Raw genomic sequence first — 25,264 nt, 5'->3', positions numbered from 1 at the left:
ATGCTTCCGAATTAAACTCGCTTCAACGGTCGGGAAGCGATCGTTCAAACGAGTTTGGAGAGAGACATGGGACAGACGCTTTACCAAAAGATCGTGGCAAGCCACACGGTTTTTCGAGTCGATGAGCAGCACGTCGCGCTGTATGCCGACCTGCACATCATGAACGAATACACGAGCCCGCAGGCGTTCGCGGGGCTTGCCGAGAAGAACCTGCCCGTGCGCTGCCCGGAGAAGCAGATGGGCATCGTCGATCACGTGATTCCGACGCATCCGGTCGCGGTCGACAAGCGCACGATCATGATCGATGCGGCCGCGCATCAAGCCAGCAACTTCACGCGCAATTGCCGGAAGCACGGCATCCACCTGTTCGATGTGAAGGACCGCGAGCAAGGGATCGAACACGTCGTCGCGCCGGAAATCGGGCTGATTCGCCCCGGCATGGTGGTGCTGTGCGGCGACAGCCACACGACGACCTATGGCGCGTTGGGCGCGCTGGGTTTCGGCATCGGCACATCGGAAGTCGAACATGTGCTGGCTACGCAGACGCTCGTCTACCGCGTGGCGCGAGACATGCGCATTCACGTCGACGGAAGGCTTCCGGAAGCCACGACATCGAAGGATCTCGTGCTCTACATCATCTCGAAGATCGGCGCGCAAGGCGCGCGTGGATTCGCGGTCGAATACAGTGGGGCGGCGATCGCGGCGTTGTCGGCGGAAGCGCGCATGACGTTGTGCAACATGACCGTCGAAGCCGGCGCGCGCGGCGCACTGATCGCGCCGGACGACACCACGGTCAACTACGTGACCGATCGGATCAAGGACTTGTCGCCGCACGATATCGCCGCGGCCGCCGAGCAATGGAAGCAGCTCAAGTCCGACGACGACGCCACGTTCGACGTCACGCACCGCTTCGACGCGAACGTCGTCGCGCCCTTCGTGACGTGGGGCACGAGCCCGGATCAGGCGATATCGATAGCCGATCACATCCCTGAACTGTCGGCGGACCCGCTCGAACGCCACAACGCGTCGAAGGCGTTGACCTACATGGGACTCGACGCGGGCCAGGTGATCGATGGTCTCGCCATCGATCACGTCTTCATCGGCTCGTGCACGAACGCGCGCATCGAAGACTTGCGGGCCGTCGCCGATGTCGTGCGCGGGCACAAGGTCGCGCCGTCGGTGCGCGCGATGGTCGTCCCCGGTTCGGGCATGGTCCGCGAGCAGGCGGAACGCGAAGGCATCGCGAACACGCTGATTGAAGCGGGATTCGAGTGGCGCCAGCCCGGCTGCTCGATGTGTCTCGCGATGAACGACGACATCCTCGAACCCGGCCAGCGCTGCGCCTCGACGACCAACCGAAATTCGAAGGCCGCCAGGGTCGCGGCGCACGCACCCATCTCATGAGCCCGGCGATGGCCGCAGCCGCCGCGCTCGCCGGACGCATCGTCGACGTACGCAAGGGGTTCAATCATGTCTAAGCACGAAACGGTAGCCGGGATCGCCGCACCCCTGCCCCTCAACAACCTCGACACCGACCAGATCATGCCGAAGCAGTTCCTCTTCGGCATCGACAAGTCGGGTTTGGCGCGCGGCGTCCTGTACGACCTTCGCACTGACGCCTCCGGCGCCCCGAAAGAAGAGTTCGTGCTCAACAAGGCTGAATATCGCGACGCCCGGATTCTCGTCACCGGCGCGAACTTCGGCTGCGGCTCCAGTCGCGAACACGCTGTCTGGGGCTTGCAGCAAGCCGGTTTCGAAGCAGTGATCGCGCCCAGCTTCGGCGAGATCTTTTATTTCAACGCGCTTAACAATCGCCTGCTGCTCGTGATGCTCGATCCGTCGGCGATGGCGAAGTTGATGGAACTCGTCAGCGACCCCGCGAAAAGCCAATTGACGATCGACGTCCAGCGCCAGCGCGTCATTACCGCTGACGGCTCCGAATTCCCGTTCGATCTGCCCGCGCGGCAAAAGCACATGTTCGTAGAAGGCCTGGACATGATCGGCATGACGCTGAGCGATGCCAAAGCGATCGACGCATTCGAAGCCCGTCATTACGCGGATCACCCGTGGATGAAGATCGACCTTCCGAATCAACAGCGCGCAGCCTGAGAACGTAACACCAGCGAAGACTGGTTGGGCCACCGCAGAGCAGTAAATCAATTCCTGTCAGGAGACGTGAAATGGAAAATACCTCGACGCACGCGAGCGTGCCGGCGCTCGGCCGGCGAGCGACATGGTCAACACTGACGATCGGCGGAATGCCCGTTCCGATGTTCATCGCGGTGGCTGTCATCACCGTCCTCGCCATCGTCACGAAAAAGCTCCCCAACGACATGATCGGCGGCTTTGCCGTGCTGATGTTGTCCGGACTGCTGCTGGGTGAAGTCGGCAAGCGGATTCCGCTCTTCAGGCATATCGGCGGCCCCGCGATTCTTTGCCTCTTCGTGCCCTCTGCCCTGCTCGGCTACAAGCTGATGGACGACACGACGCTCAAGGCCATCACCACGACGATGAAGACCGCGAACCTTCAGTATCTGTACATCGCGTGTCTCGTCGCGGGCAGCATTCTCGGGATGAACCGGAAGATCCTGATCCAGGGCTTTCTCAAGATGTTCGTTCCCCTTCTGGTGGGCACGGTGACGGCGATCGCGGCGGGCATTCTTGTGGGATTGTTGTTCGGCTACGACCCGAAGCATGTGTTTTTTTACATCGTCATTCCGATCCTCGGCGGCGGCATCGGCGAAGGCATTTTGCCGCTCTCCATCGGCTATGCGGAGATCACGGGCACGGCGCAGGGTCACCTGATCGCGATGATGGTTCCGGCTGCGCTGATCGGCAACGTCATCGCGATTCTGGCGAGCGGCATTCTCAAGCGATTCGGCGAAAAGCATCCCATCTTTAGCGGCGAAGGCGTCCTCGTGCGCACCGGCGAGGATCAGGAGTTGCTCAAGGCGCAAAAGGCCGAGTCCGCGCTCGACTTGCGGCTGATGGGTTTTGGACTGCTGCTCGCCTGCACGCTGTTTATCCTCGGTGCGCTGCTTGCACCGGTCACTGGCATCCCTGGCCCGGTGCTCATGATCGTCGCAGCCGCGTTGCTGAAGCTTGCTCACGCGATTCCCGAATCGATGGAAATCGGCGCGTACCAGATGTACAAGTTCATGTCGACGAACCTGACGTTTGCGATTCTCGTCGGACTGGGCACGCTGTTCGTTTCGTGGGACAAGCTGGTCGGCGCGTTTTCGCCGGCTTACTTCGTGATCTGCGCATCGACCGTGATCGCGATGATCATTTCGGGCTTCTTCGTGGGCATGTGGCTGAAGATGTATCCGGTCGAGTCGGCGATCATCACGGCTTGCCATAGCGGCCTGGGCGGCACGGGCGATGTCGCGATCCTGTCGTCGTCGAACCGAATGGGGCTGATGCCGTTTGCCCAGATTTCGACGCGGATCGGAGGCGCGGGGATGATCGTTTTCGCTACGCTGATGATGAAGTGGTTTCACTGACGGGCGCGCCACGTAGAAGCATCGGCATGCTGCGCATCCTTCGATGCCGGAACGCAGCATGCACCTTCCCGTGCCTAGTGGTGGAACGGTACCCACCACGGCTTCACAGTCACATTGAGCAACCCGGACTTGACCGTCGGATCCTCCGTTCCGAGTTCGGTAGCCGCCTTCAAATCCGTGCTCTTGAAGATCGCCATGCCGCCGGCTGCCATGCCACCGGATGGCTCCATGAACGGGCCGCTCAATACAATCGCGCCCTTCTCGAACCAGTCATCGATGTATTTGACGTGGTCGTAGAAACCCGGTTGCTCGTTGTAGGGTTTATCGGTGACCCACTTGGGACCGGGGCTGTGGAACACGACGAAATAGGTAGGTCCATTTTGATCAACCATTTTCAACTCCTTCAAAGACGATTAAAAAGGCGGCTCACACTTCAGTGTCTTTAGAAAGTGTGCGCAGGGGCAGAGAAAGCGTCGGCCCCGCTCGGTGCCTGTGCGCCGGAGGTTTATTCCCCGGCGCCTTGAAGACAAAGATAGACTCCGATCGCCTCGTCCGGTAGACAGCGCGGCCGCATAGGACGTATGCCGTCATCGAATAGCTACGCTCGCTAGCGGATGGCAAGCAGAGGATCGGCGGCAAACAGCGCCGCCAGGAATTCGATGAACACGCGCGTCTTGCCCGGCAACCGGCGACTTCCCGGCCAGACGGCATTGATGGGGAATGTCGCGGGCCTGAACTCCTCCAGGATCGGCACGAGCCGGCCTTCGTCGATGTCGCGTGAATACAGCCAGCCTGCGTTATGCCCGATCCCCAACCCCGCGATCACCGCGGCGCGGACATATTCGGCGTCGTTGCTGCGCACGGGTCCCTGCGGCACGTGCTCAACCGGACCTTCGGGCCCGAGGAACGGCCATGTCCGTGGCGCGTCGCGCGACATGAGGGCGATGCAGTCGTGGTCGGCGAGATCATCCAGCGCGTGGGGCATGCCCGCACGCTCCAGATACATCGGTGACGCTACCGTGGCGTATTGAGTGCTGCCGATGCGACGCGCGATCAGCGTGGAGTCGGTGAGTGGACCGATGCGTATGGCCACATCGACCCCTTCCTCGATCAGATTGATGTAGCGCTGCGCGACGATGAACTCCACACGGACCTCGGGATACTGCGCAAGGAATTGCGTCATGTGCGGAATGATCTGCATGCGACCGAAAGCCGGCGAGAGGGCAACGCGCACCACGCCTGACGGTGACGCTTCCCCCCTTCCAACGCGGGACTCGACGTTGTCCACTTTCTCGACAATCTCGACGGCGCCTTCGTAGAAGCTCTGGCCAGCATCGGTGAGCGTGAGGCCGCGCGAGCTGCGGCGCAGCAGTTGCGCGCCGAGCCGTGCTTCGAGGCTGGCGACCGTTTTGCTGGCCGTCGGCTGGCTGATGCCTGCCGCACGCGCCGCCTTCGAAAAATTGCCGGTGTCGGCAACCCGGATGAAAAGCCGCATGACGTCGATTCGGTCCATCGCTAACGCTCCTTTGGGGCATGCGGCGAAGTAGAGCGTCGAGCAGACGTGCGCGCTGCTGCGCCCAGTCTATAGCTGTGTAATCCCCCCGTCCGCGACCAGGTCGATCCCTGTGCTGTAGCTGCTCTCATTCGAGGCGAGGAACAATGCGGCGGCGGCCATCTCATCGGCGCGGCCGATTCGGCCGAGCGGCGTGATCTGTTTGAACATCGCCCGTGCACCGTCCGCTTCTTCCTTCGAACTGAACTGGCCGTCGATGATCGGCGTCTCGATCAGTCCCGGACTCAGCGTATTCACGCGAATGCCGCGGTCTTTGAATTCCGCCGCCCACGTTCGGGTGAAGGAGCGGATGGCTGCCTTCGTGGCCGCATAGACGCCATACGCCGGAAAACCCTTGATATGCATGCCGGACGATACCAGCACGATCGAGCCGCCGTCGCGCAGCAGCGGCAATGCCTTTTGCACCGTGAAGAAAGTGCCGCGTGCGTTGATGCCGAAGGTGGTGTCGAAGTGCTCCGGCGTCACCGATTCCGTGGGCAGCACCTCGACGTAGCCCGCACTCGCGACAACGATATCCAGCCCGCCTTTCTCGCGCTTTACCGTCTCATAGAGCCGGTCGAGATCCTCCAGACGGGAAATGTCGCCCTGAACCGGCGTGACATTCGAGCCGATGACGGCAACCGCTTTGTCGAGTTCAGCCTGACGGCGTCCCGTGATGAAGACATGCGCACCTTCCGCGACGAACCTCGCGGCAGTCGCCAGTCCGATGCCACTGCTGCCGCCGGTGATTAACGCGACCTTGCCTTTGAGCTTACCCATGCTGTTTCTCCGTTTGAACTTGAAGGGTGTCCGCCGCGACATCGCTTTCGGTTGAGAGCGTCGGCGAGCCAGGGGGAGAAGGATGGGGGCAGCAAGAAGCGCTGAACAGCGGGCGCTATGGCATAGCAGGTATGCCACTTTCGGAGGCTGCTTTGTGCGGGAGCACGGTACGCTTAAGGTGGGGCGTCGCGATGCCGTCGTCGAGCGAGCGTCAATCAACCTCTCATGTGCCGCTTGTGCATGGGCACGGCGTGTCCCTCAAAACCGCACTTTCAATTGAAAACCGATCGTGAACGGCAGATCGGCCGACGGGATCGGCGGGATCAAAATCACGTTCGCTCCGACCCGCCGATATTCCAGCATGACGAGCGGCGCGATGACCGGCCCGATCGTGTGATCGTGTCCGAACCCCCAGCCGCCGTACGGATATCCCGAAATGAGCCCGCCCATCGCGGCGATCCGGATGAAGCCCCAGTGCGCGAATTCCGGCGCCCAGACGCCGCCGCCGTACAGCGACGGCTTCGACAGCGAATTGCGAAAGTAACCCGCGGTCAGCGCCCATTCCGGCGCGATCCAGCACTCCACGCCGATGCCCGGATTGAACTCCTGGAAATCCTTGTCCGGATTGATGTGATGCGAGCCGATCATTGCATCGACCCACAGACCATTGCCGCACCAGTCGCCTGCGTTCGCATTCGATGCGAAGGCGAGCGTCGCGCACGCCGCGAGCAATATCGCCCTGGCGCGTGGTGCGCGAGATCGGGTGAGCCATGAACGCATATGTTTTCCGCCGTTTTCGGTCGCGGCATGCCTGCAGCAACGCTTTTTTCGAGACAAGATGGAGCGGAACTCTACCCGAAGGCGCGTGTATCGTGTGGAGCGTGACCCGGTCGCAACGTGACGTCGCGACTGTCCTTCAATCGTCATTCGAGTGAAACACGATGAGCCGTCGAAATTTTCTGCATCACGCGCGCGTCTGGTTATCGGGCGCGGCGCTGCTTGCTGTCGTGGGCTGCACGCCCTTGCAGGTGGTGACGCACCGGGTATCCGCGAACGAGACGAGTGTCCCGGCCGGGCGCTATCAACTCGACCCATATCACTGGAACGTGAGTTTCGACGTCGATCATTTCCACTATTCGCGATTCGTGATCCGCTTCGACAAAGTCTCGGCCGAACTCGACTGGAACAGCGGCGGGATGGAGCAAAGCACGGTGTCAGCGACGATCGATGCGGCCAGCGTCAATACGCATGTGCCGCTGCTTGACCGTTTGGTCAAAGGTCCCGATATGTTCGACGCGGAACGCTATCCGACGATTCGCTTCGTGAGCACGCGCTTCGTGCGAACTGGCGATGACAAGGGCACGCTGACCGGTGACTTGACGATTCATGGAACGACGCGGCCGGTGACGCTGAACGTGACGTTCAATGGCCATGCGGCCAATCCGCTGACGAAGCAGGAGACGCTGGGATTTTCCGCCGATGGGCATTTTAGCCGCGCGCAGTTCGGGTTATCGAAGTGGTATCCGGCTGTTGGCGATGAGGTGCATGTCGCAATTCAGGCGGAGTTTGTTCGGGCGGTGGAGGGGGCGGAGGGGCAATAGGAATATTTCGGGCGGTCTCCGCCGCCCGTCACTCAGGCCGCCGTCCAGTCGAGCACGACTTTGCCGCTGTTCCCCGAAAGCATTGTCGCGAACGCACGCTCGAAATCGTCGACCGGGAAGGTGTGCGTCAAAATCGGCGATAGATCCAGGCCGCTCTGCAGCATCGCGACCATCTTGTACCAGGTCTCGAACATCTCGCGGCCGTAGATTCCCTTGATCTCGAGCCCCTTGAAGATCACCTGATTCCAGTCGATCGCGGTATGCGCCGGCGGAATACCGAGCAGCGCGACCTTGCCGCCGTGATTCATCGATTCGAGCAGCGCCGTGAACGCGCTCGGCACGCCGGACATTTCCATCCCGACATCGAATCCTTCTGTCATGCCGAGTTCGCTCATCACGTCGCGCAAATTCTCGTTCGCGACATTCACCGCGCGCGTCGCGCCCATCTTGCGCGCGAGTTCGAGCCTGTAATCGTTGACATCGGTAACAACGACGTTGCGCGCGCCGACATGCCGCGCGATCGCCACCGCCATCACACCGATGGGGCCGGCGCCCGTAATCAGCACGTCCTCGCCGACGAGGTTGAACGAAAGCGCCGTATGCGTCGCGTTTCCGAAGGGATCGAAGATCGCGGCGAGATCGTCGGAAATGTCCGCTGGAATTTTGAACGCGTTGAACGCGGGAATCACGAGATATTCGGCGAACGCGCCCTCGCGATTCACGCCGACACCGACCGTATTGCGACACAAATGACGACGCCCGGCGCGACAGTTGCGGCAGAAGCCGCACGTGATGTGCCCTTCGCCCGACACGCGATCACCGATCGAAAAACCGCGTACTTCCTGCCCCATTTCCACGATTTCGCCGACGTATTCGTGGCCGACATGCATCGGCACGGGGATGGTTTTCTGCGCCCACTCGTCCCATTTCCAGATGTGGATGTCGGTGCCGCAGATCGCCGTCTTTCGAATGCGGATCAGGACGTCGTTGTGCCCAACTTCGGGCCGTTTCACGCGCGTCATGGTGAGGCCCGGCGCGCGTTCGAGTTTTGCTAATGCTTTCATTGATGATCCTTCAGCGCAGTCGGCGCGTGGTTTTCGATAGCGATGCGCGGGGCCGGGAGGCGAAACTTTATGCGCATCAAGTTTTTTGGGGGCGGTCGGATCGCCGCCTTAGATCACGCCGAGTTTGCGCCCGACGCGCGCGAACGCATCGATCGCGCGATCCACCTGTTCGGGCGTATGCGCCGCGCTCATCTGCGTGCGGATGCGCGCGCGGCCCTTGGGCACGACAGGGAAGGAGAAGCCGATTACGTAGACGCCTTCGTCGAGCAATGCATCGGCCATCTTCGATGCAAGCTGGGCGTCACCGAGCATGACGGGGATGATCGGGTGATCGCCTGGGACGAGCGTGAAGCCGAGCGCGCTCATCGCCGCGCGAAAGCGTCGTCCGTTTTCGTGAACGCGCTGGCGAAGCGTGTTGCCTTCGTCGCTCGATAGCAATTCGAGCACTTTTAGCGTTGCCGCCGCGATGCTTGGCGCAAGCGTGTTAGAGAAAAGATACGGCCGGCTACGCTGCCGCAGCAATTCGATGACTTCCTTGCGCGCCGCGACATAGCCGCCCGATGCGCCGCCGAGCGCCTTGCCCAGCGTGCCGGTGATAATGTCGACGCGGTCGAGCACGCCGCAGTGCTCAGGCGTGCCACGCCCGTTCGCGCCGATGAAGCCGACCGCGTGCGAATCGTCGACCATCACGAGCGCGCCGTAGCGATCCGCAAGATCGCAGATGCCGGCGAGGTCGGCGATGATGCCGTCCATCGAAAATACGCCGTCGGTCGCGATCAGCTTGAAGCGCGCGCCGGCGGCGTCGGCTTCCTTCAATTTCGCTTCGAGATCGGCGAGGTCGTTGTTCTTGTAGCGCAGGCGCTTCGCCTTGGAAAGCCGCACGCCGTCGATGATGCTCGCGTGGTTCAGCTCATCGCTAATAATCGCGTCTTCTTCGCCCAGCAAGGTTTCGAACAAGCCACCGTTCGCGTCGAAACAGCTCGAGTACAGGATGGAGTCGTCGGTTTGCAGGAAATCGGCAAGCGCTTTTTCGAGCGTTTTGTGGACGCTTTGCGTTCCGCAAATGAAGCGCACCGATGCCATGCCGAAACCGTCTTCATCGAGACCGGCTTTCGCCGCATCGATCAGACGCCGGTCGTCGGCGAGGCCCAGGTAATTGTTCGCGCAGAAGTTCAGGACCTCGTTGCCGTCGGCGAGCCGAATGTCCGACGATTGCGGACTCGCGATCACCCGTTCGGTCTTGTAGAAGCCAGCGGCGCGGATCTCGTCGATCGTCGCCCGCACATGGGACAGATAACGCTCTCTCATCGTGGACTCTTCTTATGTTCGGTTGCGGTTTGTTGGCTGCGCGTCGGCTGCATTTCCGCTGCATGTCGATTACGCAGCCCCAAGCCCTGTTATAGTCGATCCGTCTCATTGGACATATTCGATATTTCGAACTCATTTCCAATATACCGAAATACTGTAAAGGATAGAAGCATCGATGGCAAGTTCGGGCACGAGAGAGAAGGCTGGCGCGCTCGCGCCGCCGGCGGTGGCGGCGCCGCCGCGCGTCGGCGAGCAGATTCAGCGACTGCGCAACGAACGCAAGTTGACGCTCGACGATTTATCGCGCGCGGCGGGCGTATCCAAGTCGATGTTGTCGGAAATAGAACGCGACAAGGCAAATCCGACCATCGCCGTCGCCTGGCGACTGACGAATGCGCTCGGCATCAGCCTCGATCAGTTGTTCGCGCAGCAAAAGCAGACGGAATCGATTCGGGTAGTCGGGCCGCACGAAATCCCGACGCTCAGCGGAGACGATGGCGCGTATCAACTGCGTGTCTGGGGGCCGATTGAGTTGGCGGGAAAATTCGAATGGTACGAATTGACGCTCCAGCCGGGCGGGGCGTTGGTCTCGAATGCGCACGAACCGGGCACGCGAGAGCACCTGACGGTGCTCAGTGGAACGGTCGAACTGGACGCTTCGGGCTTGACGAGGCGCATCAAATCTGCGGAAACTGCGCGCTACGCAGCTGACGAACCGCATGCGATTCGCAATGTCGGGAGGTCGGAGGCAAAGGCGCTGCTCGTGGTGATCCACGGCTGATAACGCATGAGCGGCCGATCACTGCCTGTAGCAGCGAAAACTTGATGCGCATAAAGTTTTGAGCCCGGCGGCACGCGCCGCGCAAGGACAAAACAAAGCGAGGCACGCTGGAAGCGTGCCTCGCTGATCTTTCAGGCCGCATCATGCGGCAACCACCATTTACGGCTTCTTCACGCTGTCCTTCAGGTCTTCACGCGCATCGCCGACGCCTTTCTGAACCTTGCCGGCCGCCTGCTGCAAATCGCCCTTGGCTTCCTGCGCCGGGTCATTGGTCACCTTGCCGACCACTTCGTTGACCTTGCCCTTCGCCTGCTTCAAAACGCCATCCGTCTGATCCTTGTTCATCGTCGATCTCCTTGAAGTGCATCGGGTTTTGGCGCGCTCACAGTGCGTCGCTCTTCGCGATGGCATTGCGTGTGTTGCTTTGCGCGCCTCGCCAGGGAGGTCCCCAAGCATGACTCTACGATGCGCCTTAACGCCGCTCCCGCGTAGCCGTGCGCGTCTGATAAGCACGTAGGCGGAATCGCACATACACGCGGCGCGACTAGCGCGACCCTATTCTCATTGCGGCGAACACTGTATGTTTGTACAGTGTTATAAAGAACGCATGAAGGGGAACCGAGATGAATTCGAACGGCGAGAATTTGAACAAGAGGCAGTTTGCCCGGGCAGTGCGCGATCTGGAACGCATCACGCGCCAGATCGCCGCGCGCTACATCGCGCAAGGCGTGCCGCTGACCTGGCGTCTCCTGCATGCGATCGAAGGGGAAGCCGTCGCCGATCTCGGATTCGCCGGCCGACACGAGCCCGCGCTGCGCGAACTTTTCGCGCGTCCGGATGATTTCGCCTATCCGCAAACCGACGATATCGTCGACTTCAGTTCGTCGGATGCGTTGCCGGCGGTGTTCGCGTTCGCCGTGGATGCTTACGAACAGGCCGCGCTACACGGGCATCCGAAGCTGGCGCTCGCCGTCGGACACTAAAAAGCCGCGTTACGGCGCGAAGTCTGCTGCCATGTCGGCATCAGAGCGGGCTTCCAGCCGTCCATCGCGGCATGCTGCGCGGAAGACCTCGTAGTCTTTTTCGACTTGGTCAGCGTACGCACGGCCATAGCGCACGAGCGTGTCCGCCATCCGCTGGCCGGTGCCCAGGTAGCCGGCGATCTCGAGCGCACAGCCGCCTGACTTCGCGTGTGCGCGAGCGAGCCCCCAGCCGCAAATCGCGGCGTATTCGCGAAACGCATCGGCGTCGAATGTTTCGAGTTCCGCCGAGATCTTCATGTCGCGCAACTGCCGCATGTATAGCGAGCGGCCGAACGGCCCGGTCGACCAGCCGAGGAACGGATCGCTTGCGGCCTGCATCAGCCGCTGGCCGTGGACGACACGCCGTCCCTCGTGCGACGGCGCCTTCGGATCGTGTTTCGAGCCCTTGAAGAACATCGCGACCACCGATTTCGACGCTTCCTTCACCTGCAAGAAGAGCGGCTTGCCGTGCGGATCGATCAGCAGGATCACCATGCAGCGCGTGCCGACACTGCCGACGCCGACCACCTTGAACACCAGATCGTGTATCGAAAACTGCGAGAGAAGCGCCGCGCGCTCCGATGTCATCGACGCGAAATACTCCTTCATCACCGGCGCGAGTAATTCATCGCGATGGGCGGTCAAAGTCATGACCTCGTCGGTGGGTTTGAAAAGCGAATTCTTTCCGAGAATATGAAAAATGCTCGGCGGGGCATCGCGGATTCGCCATTCGTTCTCGGTCTGCTCGGCCAGCTTCGGCAGGATGGTCTCGTGTGTCCGGCGCGCCGCGCGTTCCATGCCGCGCTTGATGCGCCGCCGCGCGTCGTCGGTCTGTACGGCGTCGTGCATCCGGTCGAACGTGATGCGCTCGTACCAGAGGTCGAGCACGCCCATCTCCGCGTACTCGCGCATGCGTGTGCGGTAACTTTCTGCGGCGCGGAATGCAAATTCGTCGGCGGCGACATCGCCGTGCCCGAGATGCCGGCCCGCAATCGTGAAACTCGCGACCAGACGCTTCAAGTCCCACTCCCACGGGCCAGGCGCGGTTTCGTCGAAATCGTTGAGATCGAAGACTAGCGCGCGCTCGGGCGTCGCAAAGCCGCCGAAGTTCGATAAATGACAGTCGCCGCAGATTTGCAGGTGGATGCCGCTGTCCGGCGTGTCCGCGAGGTCATGCGCCTGCAGAATTGCGCTCCCGCGATAAAACGTGAACGGCGAGGGCAACATGCGGCCGTAGCGCAGCGGAACGAGCGCATCGACGCGCCCGGCGCTGCTTCGCTTCAGAAGCTCAATAGGATCGCGATGAACATTTCCGATTGCATCGTGCGCGCCGCGCGGCACCTTCTGACGCGCCGCCCGTCCGCGCGCTCGGCGTTCATCGCTGATGGGCAACGCATTCATGGCTCGCTCCTTGTTCTTTTGCGTCTGTCGGAAGGCAACCGTTAAAGGGACAGTAGTCGACGACGCGCACGGTGTACAAGAGGGGCTTGACGTACGCGAAGGAAACCCCGACCCTTGGCGAGCAACTAACCGTAATTCAAGCGAGCACGACTCCCATGCCGAGCAACTCCGATATCTTCGATCAACAGCGCGACGACTGGCACACAAATCCCCAGATCGCGTTCGATGCGTGGCTCGCGCAGCAGGAATTCCGGGCTTCATCAGCGGATGTCTATCGCGCGCAATGGGGGCTTTTTCTCGAATGGCTGAAGGCCAAGCGGACGACGCTTCAGTCGGTCGAGCGGCCAGTGATCGAGCAATTCGTCGCGCAACTCGACATCCGCCGGCCACAGCGCATTCGCTATCTGCGCCTTATCGAGCGGGTGCTCGATCATGTGCGCGAGATCGAGATGGCATCGACGAATCCTGCGCGCTTCATCGCGCAAGATGGATCGGCGGCATGGCGCGACGCCCGCGAAAACGAGCCGACCGGCTTCCTCGCCCATGGCGAGCGCGCGTTGCTGGTGGCACATCTTTTCTCGCCGATCGGGGATTTGTCGACGGGGCAGCGTTGGCGCGAGCGTCGCGATCGCGCGCTGGTCGGCGCATTCCTGGGTGGCGGCGTGAAGACCGGTGAGGCCGCCGCATTGACCGTTAGTTGCTACGTTTGGGGCCAGCCTTGGCTAACGGTCGATGCCGCCAACCCGGCGATCGCGAGGCAAACGCGGCTCGCGCCGTTCGCGATCGCCCTGTTCGACAACTGGATCAGCGAGCGCAAGACGCTTGGGCTCGCCGGCAACCTGATGTTCCCCGCGGCGCCGTCCGGCCGTCCGATGCACAAGGCGACGATGCTGCGTGCCATCGACGCGGTCGTCGAGGCGTCGGGCATCGCGGCGTCGCGAGCCGCGCGGGCGAGTCCGCAGACGCTGCGCAACACCTTCGCCGCCGATTTATTCGAGAGCGGGACAGATCCGGAACGCGTTGGACAGTGGCTCGGTTTTCAGCAGCCGATCTCGTCGCATCGGCTGCATCGCGCGTGGCAACAATGGATGGGTGAGGAAATACGGGAGCGCGATATCGCGCGAGCGCGGGGGGGAGGTGATGAAAACGCCGTTTAGCGGCTCCCGAAAAACCTCACCTTTACGTTTTCAGGGCGACTCGACGCGCTCCGAGACACTGAATCCCGCGAGTGCCGCGAGTTTTGACGACGTCGCGCCGGACGTGTGGTTGCACTCCGGACACGATAACTCGTACTCATCCTCATGTTGCGACAGTTCGGGTTCGCCGGCTTCGCAGGCCGGACAGTGCGACGGCAGCCCCACATGTGCGTCGATCTGCGTGCCCAGCGCCTCGAGTTCGTTATCTGTCAGGCGTCCCTGAGCGGCGAGCGCGCAAAGCGTCCTGCCGACTTCCTCGCTCATCGAACCGCGCGCCTTCAATGTGTCGCGCTCGTGCGCGAGCGCGTCGATCTCGTCGGACTGCTTGCGCACCTGCGTCTCGAACCGATCGCCGCGTGCTTTGGCTGCGCTAAGCTGTTGAATAAATTGAAATTCTTTTTGGCTCGATTCGCGCACGCCGGCCTGATAAGTCGCTGACATGGTTCGCAACGAATCGAGTTCGACGAGCATCGGTTTCACGCGGCGTTCGGCTTCGCTGACGGCGTCCTTGATCTGGCCGGCATAGTGCTCGGTGTTCTGGCGCAGTTCGCTCTGCAATACGTCAAGCCGATCGCGCAATGCGGCGTTTGCGGCCTGCTCTTGTTCCAGGCGCTTGGACAACGCTTCGTTTTCGCGCTCCAATCGACCGATCAGGACCTGCAAGCCGTCATGCGCGCTGGATTCCTGGCCGCGCGTCGCCGTGAGTTCGGCTTCGAGCGATGCGACGCGCGCGGCCGCGGCTTCCGCACGGGATTCGCTGCGCTGGAACGCTTCCTCGATCGCGGCGCGGCGCGCGTCCGCATCCCTCACCCGGCCCTCGGACGCATCGACAGTGGCGTCGATCTCCGCCTTCTCAGCTGCGAGCGACGCCCGAGCACACTGCTGCGCTTCGACAAAGAGCTGCCCGAGCAACTCACCCGCGCGCTCCTGCAGGGCTTCCGGGATGGCACCTCCTTCGATGCGCACACGCGATGCAGCGCGGATGCGCGTCCAGAAAGCATCGATGTCTTTCGGGATATCGCTTGCGCTGCCCGTCTGCGTGAATTCACGAACCGTGGCAATAGACGGCCGGATGCCGAAATCGAAGAAGAGCCGCTTGCAGGCGTGCTGCGAAAGCTCTTGGCGTCGTGCGCCAGAAGCACGCAGCGTTTCGATTTCGCGGCGTAGTTGATCGCGAGCTTCGTCATTCATGGTGATGCTCTGGAAAGGTAGAACGGAGCGATCATAACGTTTTACGTAGCGGACGTGACGGGTTGCTTCGCGTCTTTGCCAAACTGCTTACTTCTGTCGGGATTGCTGGTGTTCGGCAGTCTTTTTACCGCAGCTCGCGATCGATCCGTGAAACACAATGAACTTTGCTAAGTAACCTGCTGATTATATTCGGTTTTTGGCCGTAGATGAATATCGGTTGGATGTTTCACGGTTTTTGGGGTGATTCCCTTCTCGCAGAGACACGGCAAGTCTGTTTGAGAGTATTAGAAGTAAACACCCTTGAACCTTAGTTAAAAACGTTAACGCTTCCGCAAACCCTTGCTGAGCGGGCGTTTGCAGGCGATCAGGTGAAGCTTTTCAGGAGCCGAGGTGAGTGTCTCCGGGAGCTCGCGGTGACGAGTTTCAGGGAGACCTGTGAGGATATGCGGGACACATCGTGAGCGGGTTCGGGAGGCGGGCATTTGCGAGAGGTGAGGCTTTGCGGGACGCCGATCAGCGGTGAGCCGTATTCACGAGGGACCGGCACCGGACGTCTCGCACCGGATGGGTGAGCGCTATCAGGGGCACGAAAAGACTAAAGAAAATCACACTGACTAAGTATTTATTACCGATTGGTGAGATTTTACGGGCCCCAAAGCACCAGGTGGGTGAGCCTTTTCGGGAACGATGCACTGCGATGCGGCGGTATATGGCCGTCGTTTGCCCGAAAGGTGAGGGAAATCGGGACCCATCGTTTATTTGTCGCCCGTTTAAGGGTTAGCGTCGAGGCCATGGCGCTGGAATCTGGTCGGTTTGCGAGAATCCTGCATCGGAGGTGAGTCTTTTCGGGAGGCACATCTCGCCTTTGAAGCTTGCGCTTGGCCGCATTTCTCGATCTCTCGGTGAGGGTTTTCGGGAGTCGCGTGACGCATCCTGCCTTGTAAAGAGCGGAGTCGGGGCGGTACGTAGCGACGATCGTCGACAAATAGTCAATTAAATCAAGCGACTGGACGAGAAGACTCGCGATGGATGCTCGCAACGGTGAGCTTTTTCGGGAGCGCTTTTGCGAAAACCCAACCGCACAACTTTGGAGCGGGCGCAACTTGAGGTGAGGTTATTCGGGACGGGATGGCGCAGTCCGGCGGCCTAAAACGTCTCTTAAAAGAGAGATTTTCTATGGGTATCGGGCAAAGGTGAGGCTTTTCAGGACCTAAATTCGCAATGTCGACGGCCTTGCGCTGGAGATAGTCGACGTGAGGTGAGACTTTTCGGGAGGGTTCCTTCCCTCTTCTCTGCACCTGAAATCTGCTAGGTACGGCGCCAGAAGGTGCTTCGGTGAGGTTTTACGGGACCAGCACTCCCCCCGAGAAGCGAAAACTCGCGCCCAGAATTTAAGTCGCGTGATCGCCAACGCACTGAAGGCCAAAAATACATGTTCGCCGACCGGAGTTTTGAGGCGACAAACGCCATTCAGACCCAAAATTTTTTTTGGTGAGGCTTTTCGGGAGGCTGCATCAATCGAAGTTAACAGTCCGCAATTTCCCGGTTTCCGTTTACCCGCATGCCGCTTGGCTAGATGCGATATGCCCGAAAGGTGAGTGGTGAGCGTTTTCGGGAGCGCACCGCAGTGAGTTGTGAGTGCGTCGCGTGCTTCACCGCTCTAGGGTGAGGGTGACCCTATAGACGGCCTTCACCGCAATCAGTATCCTCATCGCAAAATCCTCTCGAACCGACGCATGGCAACGAAGCGCGCAAAGAAAACCGATGTAGTGAGCCCCAGTTCGGCGGAACTGCGCAAGGCCGTTGAGGCCATCGCGATCCAGCCGAAGAGCGGCAAGATCACGCTGCTGACGCGCAAGCTCTTCAACGTATTGCTCGCGGTTGCCCAGCAGGCCGATGAGTCGGGCGATACCTATCGCGCATTATTGTCGGACATCGTCGCGAACTCCGCTTTCGATTCGAACGACACGGCCCTCGTCAAGGAGCATCTGCGGCGCATGGTGTCGGTGCAGGTTGAATGGAGTACGGGCACGTCGAGCCAGAAGCCGGGTCGCAAATGGGGCATTTCGACGCTCATCGCCGACGCTGAAATTCTCGAAGACCCGGCGACGCGCCGCGTTTGGGTTGAATTCTCGTTCGCGCCGAAGATCAAGAAAAAGCTGCTCGATCCGGTTCAGTACGCTCGACTGAGTCTGCAATTCCAGAGCCAACTACGCAGCAGCGCCGGGCTCGCGCTCTACGAAATCTGCGTTCGCTATCTCACGAATCCAAGTCATCTGACGATGCGCGAGACGTGGGAGTGGTGGCGGCCGATCTTGTCCGGGACGCCCGATACCGAAGCAGGCGACGAGGCCAAGCGCGAGTACAAGTACTTCAAGCGCGATTATTTGCGTCCGGCGATTGCCGAAGTGAACGCGGTGACGAACATTTTCGTCGAATTGATCGAGCATCGCGAGGGGCGGCGCGTGGCGGAAATTCAGTTTCGCGTCACGGAGAAAAAGCAGCCGATGCTCGCGCTCGATGAGCATCCCAATGTATTTGACAGTACGCTCGTCGATCGCATGGTGAAGATCGGCATCCCGCTGAAGGACGCGCAGACGCTGTACGCCGACAGCGAAGAAAATCGTATCCGGGCTGCGCTGCAAATGACCGAGCAGCGTATGAGGAGCACATCGCTGCCACCCGTGCGTAGCGCGGCGGCGCTTTTCAAGGATGCGTTGAAAAAGGGTTACGCGCCGCCCGTCGAAGCACTGCCACCGGCGGCGCCCGTGTCGACACGCAACAACGGTGCGCCAGCGGACGACCTCAAAGCGCGATTGTTGAGCGAGTTTTCGGCCCACCGACGTAAGGAAGCACGGGCACTTTACGACGAGCAAGGTGAGGAGGAGCGGGAGTTGGCGCGTCAGACGTTCGAGGAAGATGTGCTGCCGGAGCTTGGCACGCACATGCGTGACGATTGGCGCAAGCGCGGCCTGGATTCGAAGCTCGTAGAAACTTCTTTCTTCGATTGGCTCGCGCGCAAGACATGGGGCGAGCCCACCGACGGCGATTTGCTAGCCTTCACACTTAATCAATCTCGCGCCGCCTGAACAGGCGGCGCGTCTTCTGCTTAGCGCTTTGCAACACCGGATTGCAGCATTTCCTCGATCTGGTGGAGTAACTCATCGCGTTTTTCCTTCGACAAGCCGCGAAGGCGCAATTCCAGACGATCGTCGCCGTAGGATTTCAGATCACCAACGGCAATGCCCTCGAGCTTGATTTCCAGGCGTTGCGCGTAGCGTTGTCGCCCAGCCGGCTTTGGCGACTCCTGCGCGGTGGCGCGCCCCTTCACGATATCCGCGACCTGCCGGGTGCTTAGATCGTCCGAGACAATTTTGTTGATGAGACGCAGCGTAGCGTCAGTGCCCCGTGCGGTGTGGTAACGGGTCACTTGGTAAGCCATGTTCGACCCGAACCGATCGGGCCTCGCGACCATTTCGTGCATCACATTTTCCGGCAATTTCGCGACCGATAACGCCACTGCGATTGTCGATTCGTCCAGACCCAGATGGTCTGCGAGTTCGCGCTGGCTCTGAAAGTGCTGATCCTCCAGGAAGCGCTTCCACACGACGGCGTTGTCAAACACGGTCTGTGAATCGCGCTGCACGTTCAGGTCGTAGCCGAGTTTGTAGCTTTCGATCCCTATCGGCAAGTCGACGACGACTGCCTTTACCGTCTCCTTGTTTGCTTCTTTCAGTGCTCGCACGCGTCGTCCACCATCGCTCACGAAGAACGTGCCGGCGCTTTCATAGTCAGGAATGACGTGGATGGCCTGCTGCTGCCCCTGCTTGGCCAGATTGACGGCCAGTTCCGCTATCGACGCCTTTAGATAAAAGTGGCGCGGATTGAATGGACTCGGTTTGATCGCCTTCAAAGGCAATTCGATGATCTGGCCCGGCACATAGCGATTTGCGCGCCGCCAGGTCTTATAGTCGTCAGACTCGGGGCCGAGCGTGTGTTCTTGCCTGTCGTCGTCGGCGAATGCGCTGGAGCGGCCATTGGCTGCCGGCTGGTTCGAGTGGTCGTTACTTACGATGCCGTCGATTGCATTCAGCCGATCGAGGGCCGTTCGTTTTTCACTGCTTGTTGTGTCGGGGCGGGCCTTGAAGCCTTTGGCGAACTGAGACGGTTTCATTTGGGACCTTTATGCGCATAAAGTCAGGGGAGCATGGCGAGAATTTCGCCAGCGCATGAGCGGATTTCCGTTGCCGCGAGACGAGCGCCTCGATCACTCATTTGAAGCACGGTCTGTCCAAGCGCCATCGCTTGCTTGTAGCACTCTCGTGTCGGAATTTGCGTTTTTAAGAGCGGAAAGCCCAGTTCCTCAAGCGCGACCTTTAGTTCGCGCGTCAACATCCGCTTTTCTTCGGTCTTGTTAAGCAGGAATACGGCCCGAAGATCTTCGTTCATGACCTGCGCCTGCTGGATCAACTTGACCAAACCGACGCTCGACCAGTAGTCGGCCGGTGACGACGACGTCGGTATCACGGCGACCGTGGCGGCCAGAAGCACCACTCCGGAAACTTTCTCCGTGATCGATGGAGGGCAGTCCACGACGATGATGTCGTAGTCGTTGACGAACTTCTTGATCTCACGATGGATTTGACCGCCCGCCTCCGACAGGTTGACGACGGGAAACGGAATGCCGCTTGAGCCGTCGGAGGCGGCACTGGCCCAATGGATAAGCGTGTTTTGCCCATCGGCATCGACTACCAACACGCGTTTCTTCCTCTCATGGAAGGCGGCCCCAAGATGCATGGCGATGGTGCTCTTTCCGACACCGCCCTTCTGCTGCGTGATCGCAATGATTTCCGCTGCCACGTTGTTTTACTCCGTAATTTTCTAGGCTGGCGAATTTTACATCGCTAAATATGAGTTTTACGAACACGTAGCGAAAATGTCATGGAAATTAGCCAATCAGCCGAGCTTTATGCGCATAAAGTCGCATGCGTAGTGTTGTCATTGTCGGTGCTGAGATGGGGGTCTAGAAACGCTAGCATTCGACGCGAAGTTCGAGTCAGGCTTTATGCGCATAAAGTTCTCAGGCGTCAAAATCCTGACGACACTCAGTGATGCTACAAAACCGGCGATACCAGTAACACGCTTTCTCTGGCGGCGACGTCGAGCGCGAGTGGGATCGGATATCAGATTCTCAATGCTGGAACTCCGATCAACTTTGGACCTGACTCCGCCGTAGCGGGCAACACCAAACAGTTCGTCGTCGTCTCAGCACCGGTGGCGGGTGGCGCTGTGAATATTCCTCTGACCGTTCGTTACGGACGAACCGGGATCATCCGGCCAGGTTCCGTGAATGTGAACGCTACCTTCACGATGTCCTATCAACGACTTTGAACAGTGCTGGATGGCCACACTCTCGGTGTGGTGTCGGATGGTTGTATGCGCGCTACGCGCTAAAGAAGTTGAATTAGATTCGAGTTTGATCGTATCGATCGTCGAACAACGGCTACCAAAGGGAGCGTCTGTTCCAATCGTTGGTGAAGCGCGAAAATACGAAAGCACTAGAGCGGGTATTTCTCGCTGCATTGTTCCTCTCTCACGCCGACACTGTTCCCGGCAGCGGCAAACCGTTTGCCCACGGCCCTGCCCCACAGGAATTCCGCACATACCCGTGTCGTGCGTCTCGCCTATCCCATCCAGCCGATGGAGCCGCTTCGCGTAATCGCCTATCCTAGGCAAATCGATCCGCCGTGATCGGATTACGCCGCCCGGAGCGTCCATGACCGTCCGCAATCTCGATGTCCTGTTTCGCCCGAAGTCGATCGCCGTCGTCGGGGCGTCGGCGCGTAGCCGCAGCATCGGCGCGATGGTGTGGGCGCAGTTGTCGCAAAGCGGCTTCGACGGGCCGCTCTGGCCGGTGAACCCCAAGCACGCGCGGCTCGGCGAGCATCCCGTCTTCTACGACGTGCGCGATCTGCCGGAAGCGCCGAGCGTCGCTGTGCTGTGCACGCCGCCGTCGACGTGGCCGCAGATCGTCGAACGGCTGGGCGAGCGCGGCACGAAGGCGGTGGTGATCGTCGGCACGGCGGCCGCGCGGCGCAGCGCGACGTCGTCGACACCGCCGCCGGGCTTGCGCAGCCACGATCGCGACGACTGGACCGCCCGCACGCTCGCCGCCGCGCGGCCGTTTCTGCTGCGTGTGGTGGGGCCGGGCAGCCTCGGCGTGATGATGCCGTCGCTCGGCGCGATTCTCGGTGCGCCCGCGTGCGCGGTGAAGGCGGGCGGCGTCGCGTGGGTGTCGGGCTCGAACGCGCTGACGAACGGCGTGCTCGGCTGGGCGGGCGCGCGTGGACTGGGCTTTTCACGCGTGGTCGCGCTCGGCGAAGAAGCGGACGTCGATGCCGGCGACATCCTCGATTTCCTCGCGAGCGACCCCGCCACGCGCGCGATCCTGCTCGCGATTGAATCCGTGCGATCGGCGCGCAAGTTCATGTCGGCGGCGCGGGCGGCGGCGCGCAACAAGCCGGTGCTGGTACTGCGCACCGGCCACGACGATCCCTTCGATGCGCTCTACGGCGCCGCTTTCCGGCGCGCGGGCCTGGTGCGCGTCGATTCGCTGGATGACCTGCTCGACGAAATCGAGACGCTCGGTGTCGGCCGGGTCGCGGCGGGCGATCAGGCGACCGTCATCACGAGCGATCCCGGCGTCGCCGCGCTCGCCGCCGATGCATTCAACGCGGCTGGCGCGAGCCTCGCCTCCTGGCCGGTCCCGGCGCGCGATGCGCTCGCCGCCGCATTGCCACGCGCGCAGGCGGGCAACCCGCTTCTGCTAGGCGATGACGCCACGCCCGCCGAATTCGGCGTCGCGCTCGCGGCGCTCGCCGCGCATCGCGAGACGGGCGCGGCGTTCATCGTCCACGCGCCGACGCACAGCGCGCCGGTCGCCGAGGTCGCGCGCGTGCTGATCGCCGAGCGGCGGCACGCGTATCGCGGCTTGCTGGCGTGCTTTTTCGGCTGCGTCGATCAGGCGACGCGTGACGAACTGCACGCGAACGGCATTCCGGTGCATTCGACGCCGCATCGGCTAGCGCGCGGGTTCGCGCGGCTAGTCGATTACCGGCTCGGCCGGGAATTGCTGATGCAGACGCCCGACGGGCTGCCGGCGGTTGTCCCCGAGGACATCGAGGCGGCTCAGAGCGATGCGCGCGCCGCGCTGCAAAGCGGTAACGCGGAACTGGACGGCGAGCGCGCGGCGCGGTTGCTCGCGCGCTACAGCATCGTCGTGAAGCCGGGGCCGGCCGGGCCGCGGAGTCACGAAGCCGTCGAGGTCGAAGTGCGGCTGCTCAACCATCGCGTGTTCGGGCCGGCGTTCGAATTTCGCGCCGAGGGCGCGCTCGGCCTGCCGGACGCGCTGCATGAATTCGCTCTGCCGCCGCTCAATTCCGTGCTCGCGCGCGACATCGTCTTGCGTTCCCCGCGAGCGCGCGAGCTACCCGCCGAAACGTTGCTGGCGGCGTTGACCGCATTGTCGCAACTGGTCTGCGACGTCGAGCAGATCGTCGCGCTGCGCCTCACGATGCGCGTCACGCGCGATGCGGTCGCCGTGCACGAGCCGCATCTGACCCTCGGCGCGCACCGAAAGCCGCTTGCAATCGTGCCGTATCCGCGCTGCCTGGAAGAGTCGCTCGACTGGCGCGGCATGCACGTCACCGTGCGGCCGATTCGTCCCGAAGACGAGGCCGCGCACAAGGCGTTCGTCGCGGCGAACACGGCGGAGGACTTGCGGCTACGGTTCTTCGGCGCCGTGCGCAGCTTCGATCACACGCAGCTCGCGCGCATGACGCAGATCGACTACGACCGCGAGATGGCGCTGATCGCGTGCCGGCCGGGTCCGGACGGCGCGACAGAAACGCTCGGCGTGGTCCGCGCGATCGCCGATCCGGATAACGAGACGGCCGAATTCGCAGTCGCGGCGCGCTCGGATATGAAGGGGAAGGGGCTCGGATCGTTACTGCTCGGGCGGATCATCGAATATTCGCGCAATCGCGGCACGCGCTGGCTGGTCGGCGAGGCGCTGCGGGAAAACACGCCGATGATCGAATTGGCGCGCCGCGCGGGGTTTCAGGTGACGACGACGGAGGACCCCGGTGTCGTCGGGTTCCGGATGCGGCTGTGTGAGGCAAAGCCGGATGTGGCGCGCGACGCTGCGCCATAAAAAATCGCTGCGCGGAGGCAGCGATTCTAAGCGTTGATCAAGGCAGCTTCGCCAGCGCCTCATCCACCTGCCCACGCGACACCGCCAGTTCCTCCAGCCACGCATCCGCATAAGCCTGCCCCGTCTCGCGCTCCAGCCGTGCGATGGTCGCGGCACAGCGCGTCGCGTCCTTCGGCGTCGCGATGAAGCCGTTCACCGACGCCCCAGACGTGAACGCCTCGAACAGCGGCACGCGAATATCATCAGGCAACGCCCGCGACGTCCACTGATAAGGCTTGCCGTTGTGCGTCAGTTGCGGCGGCAGCGAGCGCTCCTTCTTCGCGGCCGGAATCAGCCCATAAGTGCGCGCCGCATCCCCAATCTGCTCAGGCGAGAAAAGCTCGTCCGGACTGATGTCGAATTGCTGGATGAAGGTTTCGATCGATTTCATCGCGGCGGCGCGGTCGTCGCGCTTTTTCTGCGCGCGCGCCACGATGTCGCGCAGTTCGTCGGCTTCTTCCGGGGTGATCGTGAAGCTCGACTGCTTCTGCTGGAGTTCGGAAAAGCGCTGGAATTCGGGATCGGACAGGAGTTTCGCCATTGAGATTGCTTTGCGTCAGAGAGCACGGACGGCCGCGCAAACGGCCAACCGCTTTTTGAGAGGGCCGCCATTCTAACGCGTATCGCCGGACGGCCGTCGCGTCAGTCCGAATTCTGCGCGGGCGCATCACGCGACATCGACAAGCCCGCCGCCGCGTCCTTCAGAAGCGCGGTCGCCTCGTCGAGCGAGGGCGCCACGTATTCGTCGATACGCCGCAGATATGGACACGTCAGCGCCGCGATCGCCTGGCCCGACGGCCCGAGCAGCGGAAACGTGACATCGGTCACGCCGACCGTCTGCTGGCTGTCCTTGCGCGAAAAGCCATCTCGGCAAATTTCCTGGTACGCGGCCTCGAGCACGGCAGGATCGAGCGTGATCTCGCCCTTCACCTTGGTGTGCTCGGCGAGCATGTGTTCGCGCTGCTCGGCGCTCTGGAACGCGAGCATCACGCGCCCGGACCCGGTATCGATCAAGCCGACGCGTGAACCGAGCCGCACCGAAATCCCCCACGTCCCCGGCCCGTCGACCTGCGCGATCACGAGCAGGTTGCCGCGGTCGTACACCGCGAGATGCACGGATTGCTCGGCGGTATCGGCGAAACGCTGCATCACCGGAAGCGCTTCCGAGATCAGCCGGTTCATCGGCGGATGGCGATGTCCGAGCGCATAGAGCTTGAGACTCAGCGAATAGCGGTCGCCGCTGGGCGAGCGCACGACGTACTGCCGCGCGACGAGCCGCTCCAGCATCCGGTACATCTCGCTCGCGTTGCGCCCGAGCAGCTTCGTGATCTCGGCGCGCGTCAGGCCGTCCTTCTGTTCGGCGAGCAGTTCGAGGATGTCGAGCCCCTTGTCCAGCGCGGGCGCGCGGTAGCGGTCGGCATCGTTGTTGTCTTCCACGTCCATTCCGGTCGATTCCTGTTTGAGCCGCGCCGAGTGTAAGCCGTCCATCGTCCACGCGGCGCTCATCGCGCGCTAGGGAAACTACCGACTCTTGCTGCAGCGCACTTTCCTTGACTTCGGTTTATTCGTATATGAATAATACGTTCACTGGTGAATGAACGCAGCAAAGCAAAA

The 25,264-nt window shown here is 61.4% G+C and carries 21 protein-coding genes and 1 pseudogene; 9 read left to right on the top strand and 13 right to left on the bottom strand.

Features of this window, described 5'->3' with window-relative positions:
- Nucleotides 1-66: 66 nt before the first annotated feature.
- The 3 genes and pseudogenes from leuC (at nucleotide 67) to AWB65_RS23040 (ending at nucleotide 3,503) form a co-directional block, all read left to right on the top strand.
- Nucleotides 67-1,478 (top strand): annotated as a pseudogene (gene leuC / locus AWB65_RS23050) (3-isopropylmalate dehydratase large subunit).
- Nucleotides 1,471-2,109 (top strand): 3-isopropylmalate dehydratase small subunit, encoded by a 639-nt coding sequence (gene leuD, locus AWB65_RS23045; protein ID WP_087669342.1) that lies wholly within the window; start codon nucleotides 1,471-1,473, stop codon nucleotides 2,107-2,109. Before leuC ends, leuD begins: the two are co-directional and overlap by 8 nt.
- A gap of 71 nt (nucleotides 2,110-2,180) precedes the next feature.
- Nucleotides 2,181-3,503 (top strand): 2-hydroxycarboxylate transporter family protein, encoded by a 1,323-nt coding sequence (locus tag AWB65_RS23040; protein WP_087669341.1) that lies wholly within the window; start codon nucleotides 2,181-2,183, stop codon nucleotides 3,501-3,503.
- A gap of 74 nt (nucleotides 3,504-3,577) precedes the next feature.
- On the opposite strand, the gene AWB65_RS23035 is transcribed toward AWB65_RS23040, so the two are convergent.
- From AWB65_RS23035 to AWB65_RS23020, 4 genes are all read right to left on the bottom strand, one after another.
- Nucleotides 3,578-3,895: a YciI family protein gene (locus AWB65_RS23035; protein ID WP_087669340.1), complete on the bottom strand. Its 318-nt coding sequence runs from the start codon at nucleotides 3,893-3,895 to the stop codon at nucleotides 3,578-3,580.
- Nucleotides 3,896-4,110: 215 nt separating this feature from the next.
- The gene (locus AWB65_RS23030) at nucleotides 4,111-5,016 is read right to left on the bottom strand and encodes a LysR family transcriptional regulator (RefSeq protein WP_087669339.1); all 906 of its coding nucleotides are present in this window, start codon (nucleotides 5,014-5,016) and stop codon (nucleotides 4,111-4,113) included.
- 69 nt (nucleotides 5,017-5,085) lie between these two features.
- Nucleotides 5,086-5,835 carry an SDR family NAD(P)-dependent oxidoreductase gene (locus AWB65_RS23025; RefSeq protein WP_087669338.1) on the bottom strand — a complete coding sequence of 250 codons (750 nt, stop codon included), beginning with the start codon at nucleotides 5,833-5,835 and terminating at the stop codon, nucleotides 5,086-5,088.
- A gap of 258 nt (nucleotides 5,836-6,093) precedes the next feature.
- Nucleotides 6,094-6,615 (bottom strand): hypothetical protein, encoded by a 522-nt coding sequence (locus AWB65_RS23020; protein ID WP_125474176.1) that lies wholly within the window; start codon nucleotides 6,613-6,615, stop codon nucleotides 6,094-6,096.
- A 161-nt stretch (nucleotides 6,616-6,776) separates the two neighbouring features.
- Here AWB65_RS23020 and AWB65_RS23015 point away from each other — a divergent pair, with 161 nt between their 5' ends.
- Nucleotides 6,777-7,436 carry a YceI family protein gene (locus AWB65_RS23015; RefSeq protein WP_087669337.1) on the top strand — a complete coding sequence of 220 codons (660 nt, stop codon included), beginning with the start codon at nucleotides 6,777-6,779 and terminating at the stop codon, nucleotides 7,434-7,436.
- A gap of 32 nt (nucleotides 7,437-7,468) precedes the next feature.
- Here the strand turns inward: AWB65_RS23015 and tdh are convergent, their stop codons facing one another.
- Nucleotides 7,469-8,500, bottom strand: coding sequence for an L-threonine 3-dehydrogenase (tdh, locus tag AWB65_RS23010; protein WP_087669336.1), 1,032 nt, complete (start codon nucleotides 8,498-8,500; stop codon nucleotides 7,469-7,471).
- 108 nt (nucleotides 8,501-8,608) lie between these two features.
- Nucleotides 8,609-9,808, bottom strand: a complete 1,200-nt coding sequence (locus tag AWB65_RS23005; RefSeq protein ID WP_087669335.1) for a glycine C-acetyltransferase — start codon at nucleotides 9,806-9,808, stop codon at nucleotides 8,609-8,611.
- Between the two features lie 163 nt (nucleotides 9,809-9,971).
- Between AWB65_RS23005 and AWB65_RS23000 the strand changes: the two genes are divergently transcribed.
- The gene (locus AWB65_RS23000) at nucleotides 9,972-10,589 is read left to right on the top strand and encodes a helix-turn-helix domain-containing protein (RefSeq protein WP_374729758.1); all 618 of its coding nucleotides are present in this window, start codon (nucleotides 9,972-9,974) and stop codon (nucleotides 10,587-10,589) included.
- Between the two features lie 159 nt (nucleotides 10,590-10,748).
- Here the strand turns inward: AWB65_RS23000 and AWB65_RS22995 are convergent, their stop codons facing one another.
- Nucleotides 10,749-10,934: a CsbD family protein gene (locus AWB65_RS22995; protein ID WP_087658426.1), complete on the bottom strand. Its 186-nt coding sequence runs from the start codon at nucleotides 10,932-10,934 to the stop codon at nucleotides 10,749-10,751.
- Nucleotides 10,935-11,212: 278 nt separating this feature from the next.
- Between AWB65_RS22995 and AWB65_RS22990 the strand changes: the two genes are divergently transcribed.
- Nucleotides 11,213-11,572: a DUF2471 family protein gene (locus AWB65_RS22990; RefSeq protein ID WP_087669333.1), complete on the top strand. Its 360-nt coding sequence runs from the start codon at nucleotides 11,213-11,215 to the stop codon at nucleotides 11,570-11,572.
- A gap of 9 nt (nucleotides 11,573-11,581) precedes the next feature.
- Here AWB65_RS22990 and AWB65_RS22985 read toward each other — a convergent pair whose 3' ends face one another.
- Nucleotides 11,582-13,012, bottom strand: coding sequence for a DUF2252 domain-containing protein (locus tag AWB65_RS22985; RefSeq protein WP_087669332.1), 1,431 nt, complete (start codon nucleotides 13,010-13,012; stop codon nucleotides 11,582-11,584).
- 155 nt (nucleotides 13,013-13,167) lie between these two features.
- Between AWB65_RS22985 and AWB65_RS22980 the strand changes: the two genes are divergently transcribed.
- A complete protein-coding gene (locus AWB65_RS22980) occupies nucleotides 13,168-14,169 on the top strand; it encodes a tyrosine-type recombinase/integrase (protein ID WP_087669331.1) in 1,002 nt (333 codons plus the stop codon).
- Between the two features lie 30 nt (nucleotides 14,170-14,199).
- On the opposite strand, the gene AWB65_RS22975 is transcribed toward AWB65_RS22980, so the two are convergent.
- Nucleotides 14,200-15,399, bottom strand: coding sequence for a DNA-binding protein (locus AWB65_RS22975; RefSeq protein ID WP_087669330.1), 1,200 nt, complete (start codon nucleotides 15,397-15,399; stop codon nucleotides 14,200-14,202).
- A 1,736-nt stretch (nucleotides 15,400-17,135) separates the two neighbouring features.
- Here AWB65_RS22975 and AWB65_RS22970 point away from each other — a divergent pair.
- Nucleotides 17,136-18,488, top strand: coding sequence for a replication initiation protein (locus AWB65_RS22970; protein WP_087669329.1), 1,353 nt, complete (start codon nucleotides 17,136-17,138; stop codon nucleotides 18,486-18,488).
- Nucleotides 18,489-18,508: 20 nt separating this feature from the next.
- Here AWB65_RS22970 and AWB65_RS22965 read toward each other — a convergent pair whose 3' ends face one another.
- The gene (locus AWB65_RS22965) at nucleotides 18,509-19,573 is read right to left on the bottom strand and encodes a ParB/RepB/Spo0J family partition protein (protein WP_087669328.1); all 1,065 of its coding nucleotides are present in this window, start codon (nucleotides 19,571-19,573) and stop codon (nucleotides 18,509-18,511) included.
- Between the two features lie 23 nt (nucleotides 19,574-19,596).
- Nucleotides 19,597-20,259: a ParA family partition ATPase gene (gene parA, locus AWB65_RS22960; RefSeq protein ID WP_087669327.1), complete on the bottom strand. Its 663-nt coding sequence runs from the start codon at nucleotides 20,257-20,259 to the stop codon at nucleotides 19,597-19,599.
- Nucleotides 20,260-21,175: 916 nt separating this feature from the next.
- Here parA and AWB65_RS22955 point away from each other — a divergent pair.
- The gene (locus AWB65_RS22955; protein ID WP_087669326.1) at nucleotides 21,176-23,611 is read left to right on the top strand and encodes a GNAT family N-acetyltransferase; all 2,436 of its coding nucleotides are present in this window, start codon (nucleotides 21,176-21,178) and stop codon (nucleotides 23,609-23,611) included.
- Nucleotides 23,612-23,648: 37 nt separating this feature from the next.
- Here the strand turns inward: AWB65_RS22955 and AWB65_RS22950 are convergent, their stop codons facing one another.
- Nucleotides 23,649-24,191, bottom strand: coding sequence for a hypothetical protein (locus AWB65_RS22950; RefSeq protein ID WP_087669325.1), 543 nt, complete (start codon nucleotides 24,189-24,191; stop codon nucleotides 23,649-23,651).
- Between the two features lie 101 nt (nucleotides 24,192-24,292).
- Nucleotides 24,293-25,093, bottom strand: coding sequence for an IclR family transcriptional regulator (locus tag AWB65_RS22945; protein ID WP_087669324.1), 801 nt, complete (start codon nucleotides 25,091-25,093; stop codon nucleotides 24,293-24,295).
- Nucleotides 25,094-25,264: the final 171 nt, after the last annotated feature.

Origin of the sequence: Caballeronia humi, assembly GCF_001544475.1 — a bacterium.
Lineage (GTDB): Bacteria > Pseudomonadota > Gammaproteobacteria > Burkholderiales > Burkholderiaceae > Caballeronia > Caballeronia humi.
This window is presented reverse-complemented; position numbering and strand designations above follow the sequence as displayed.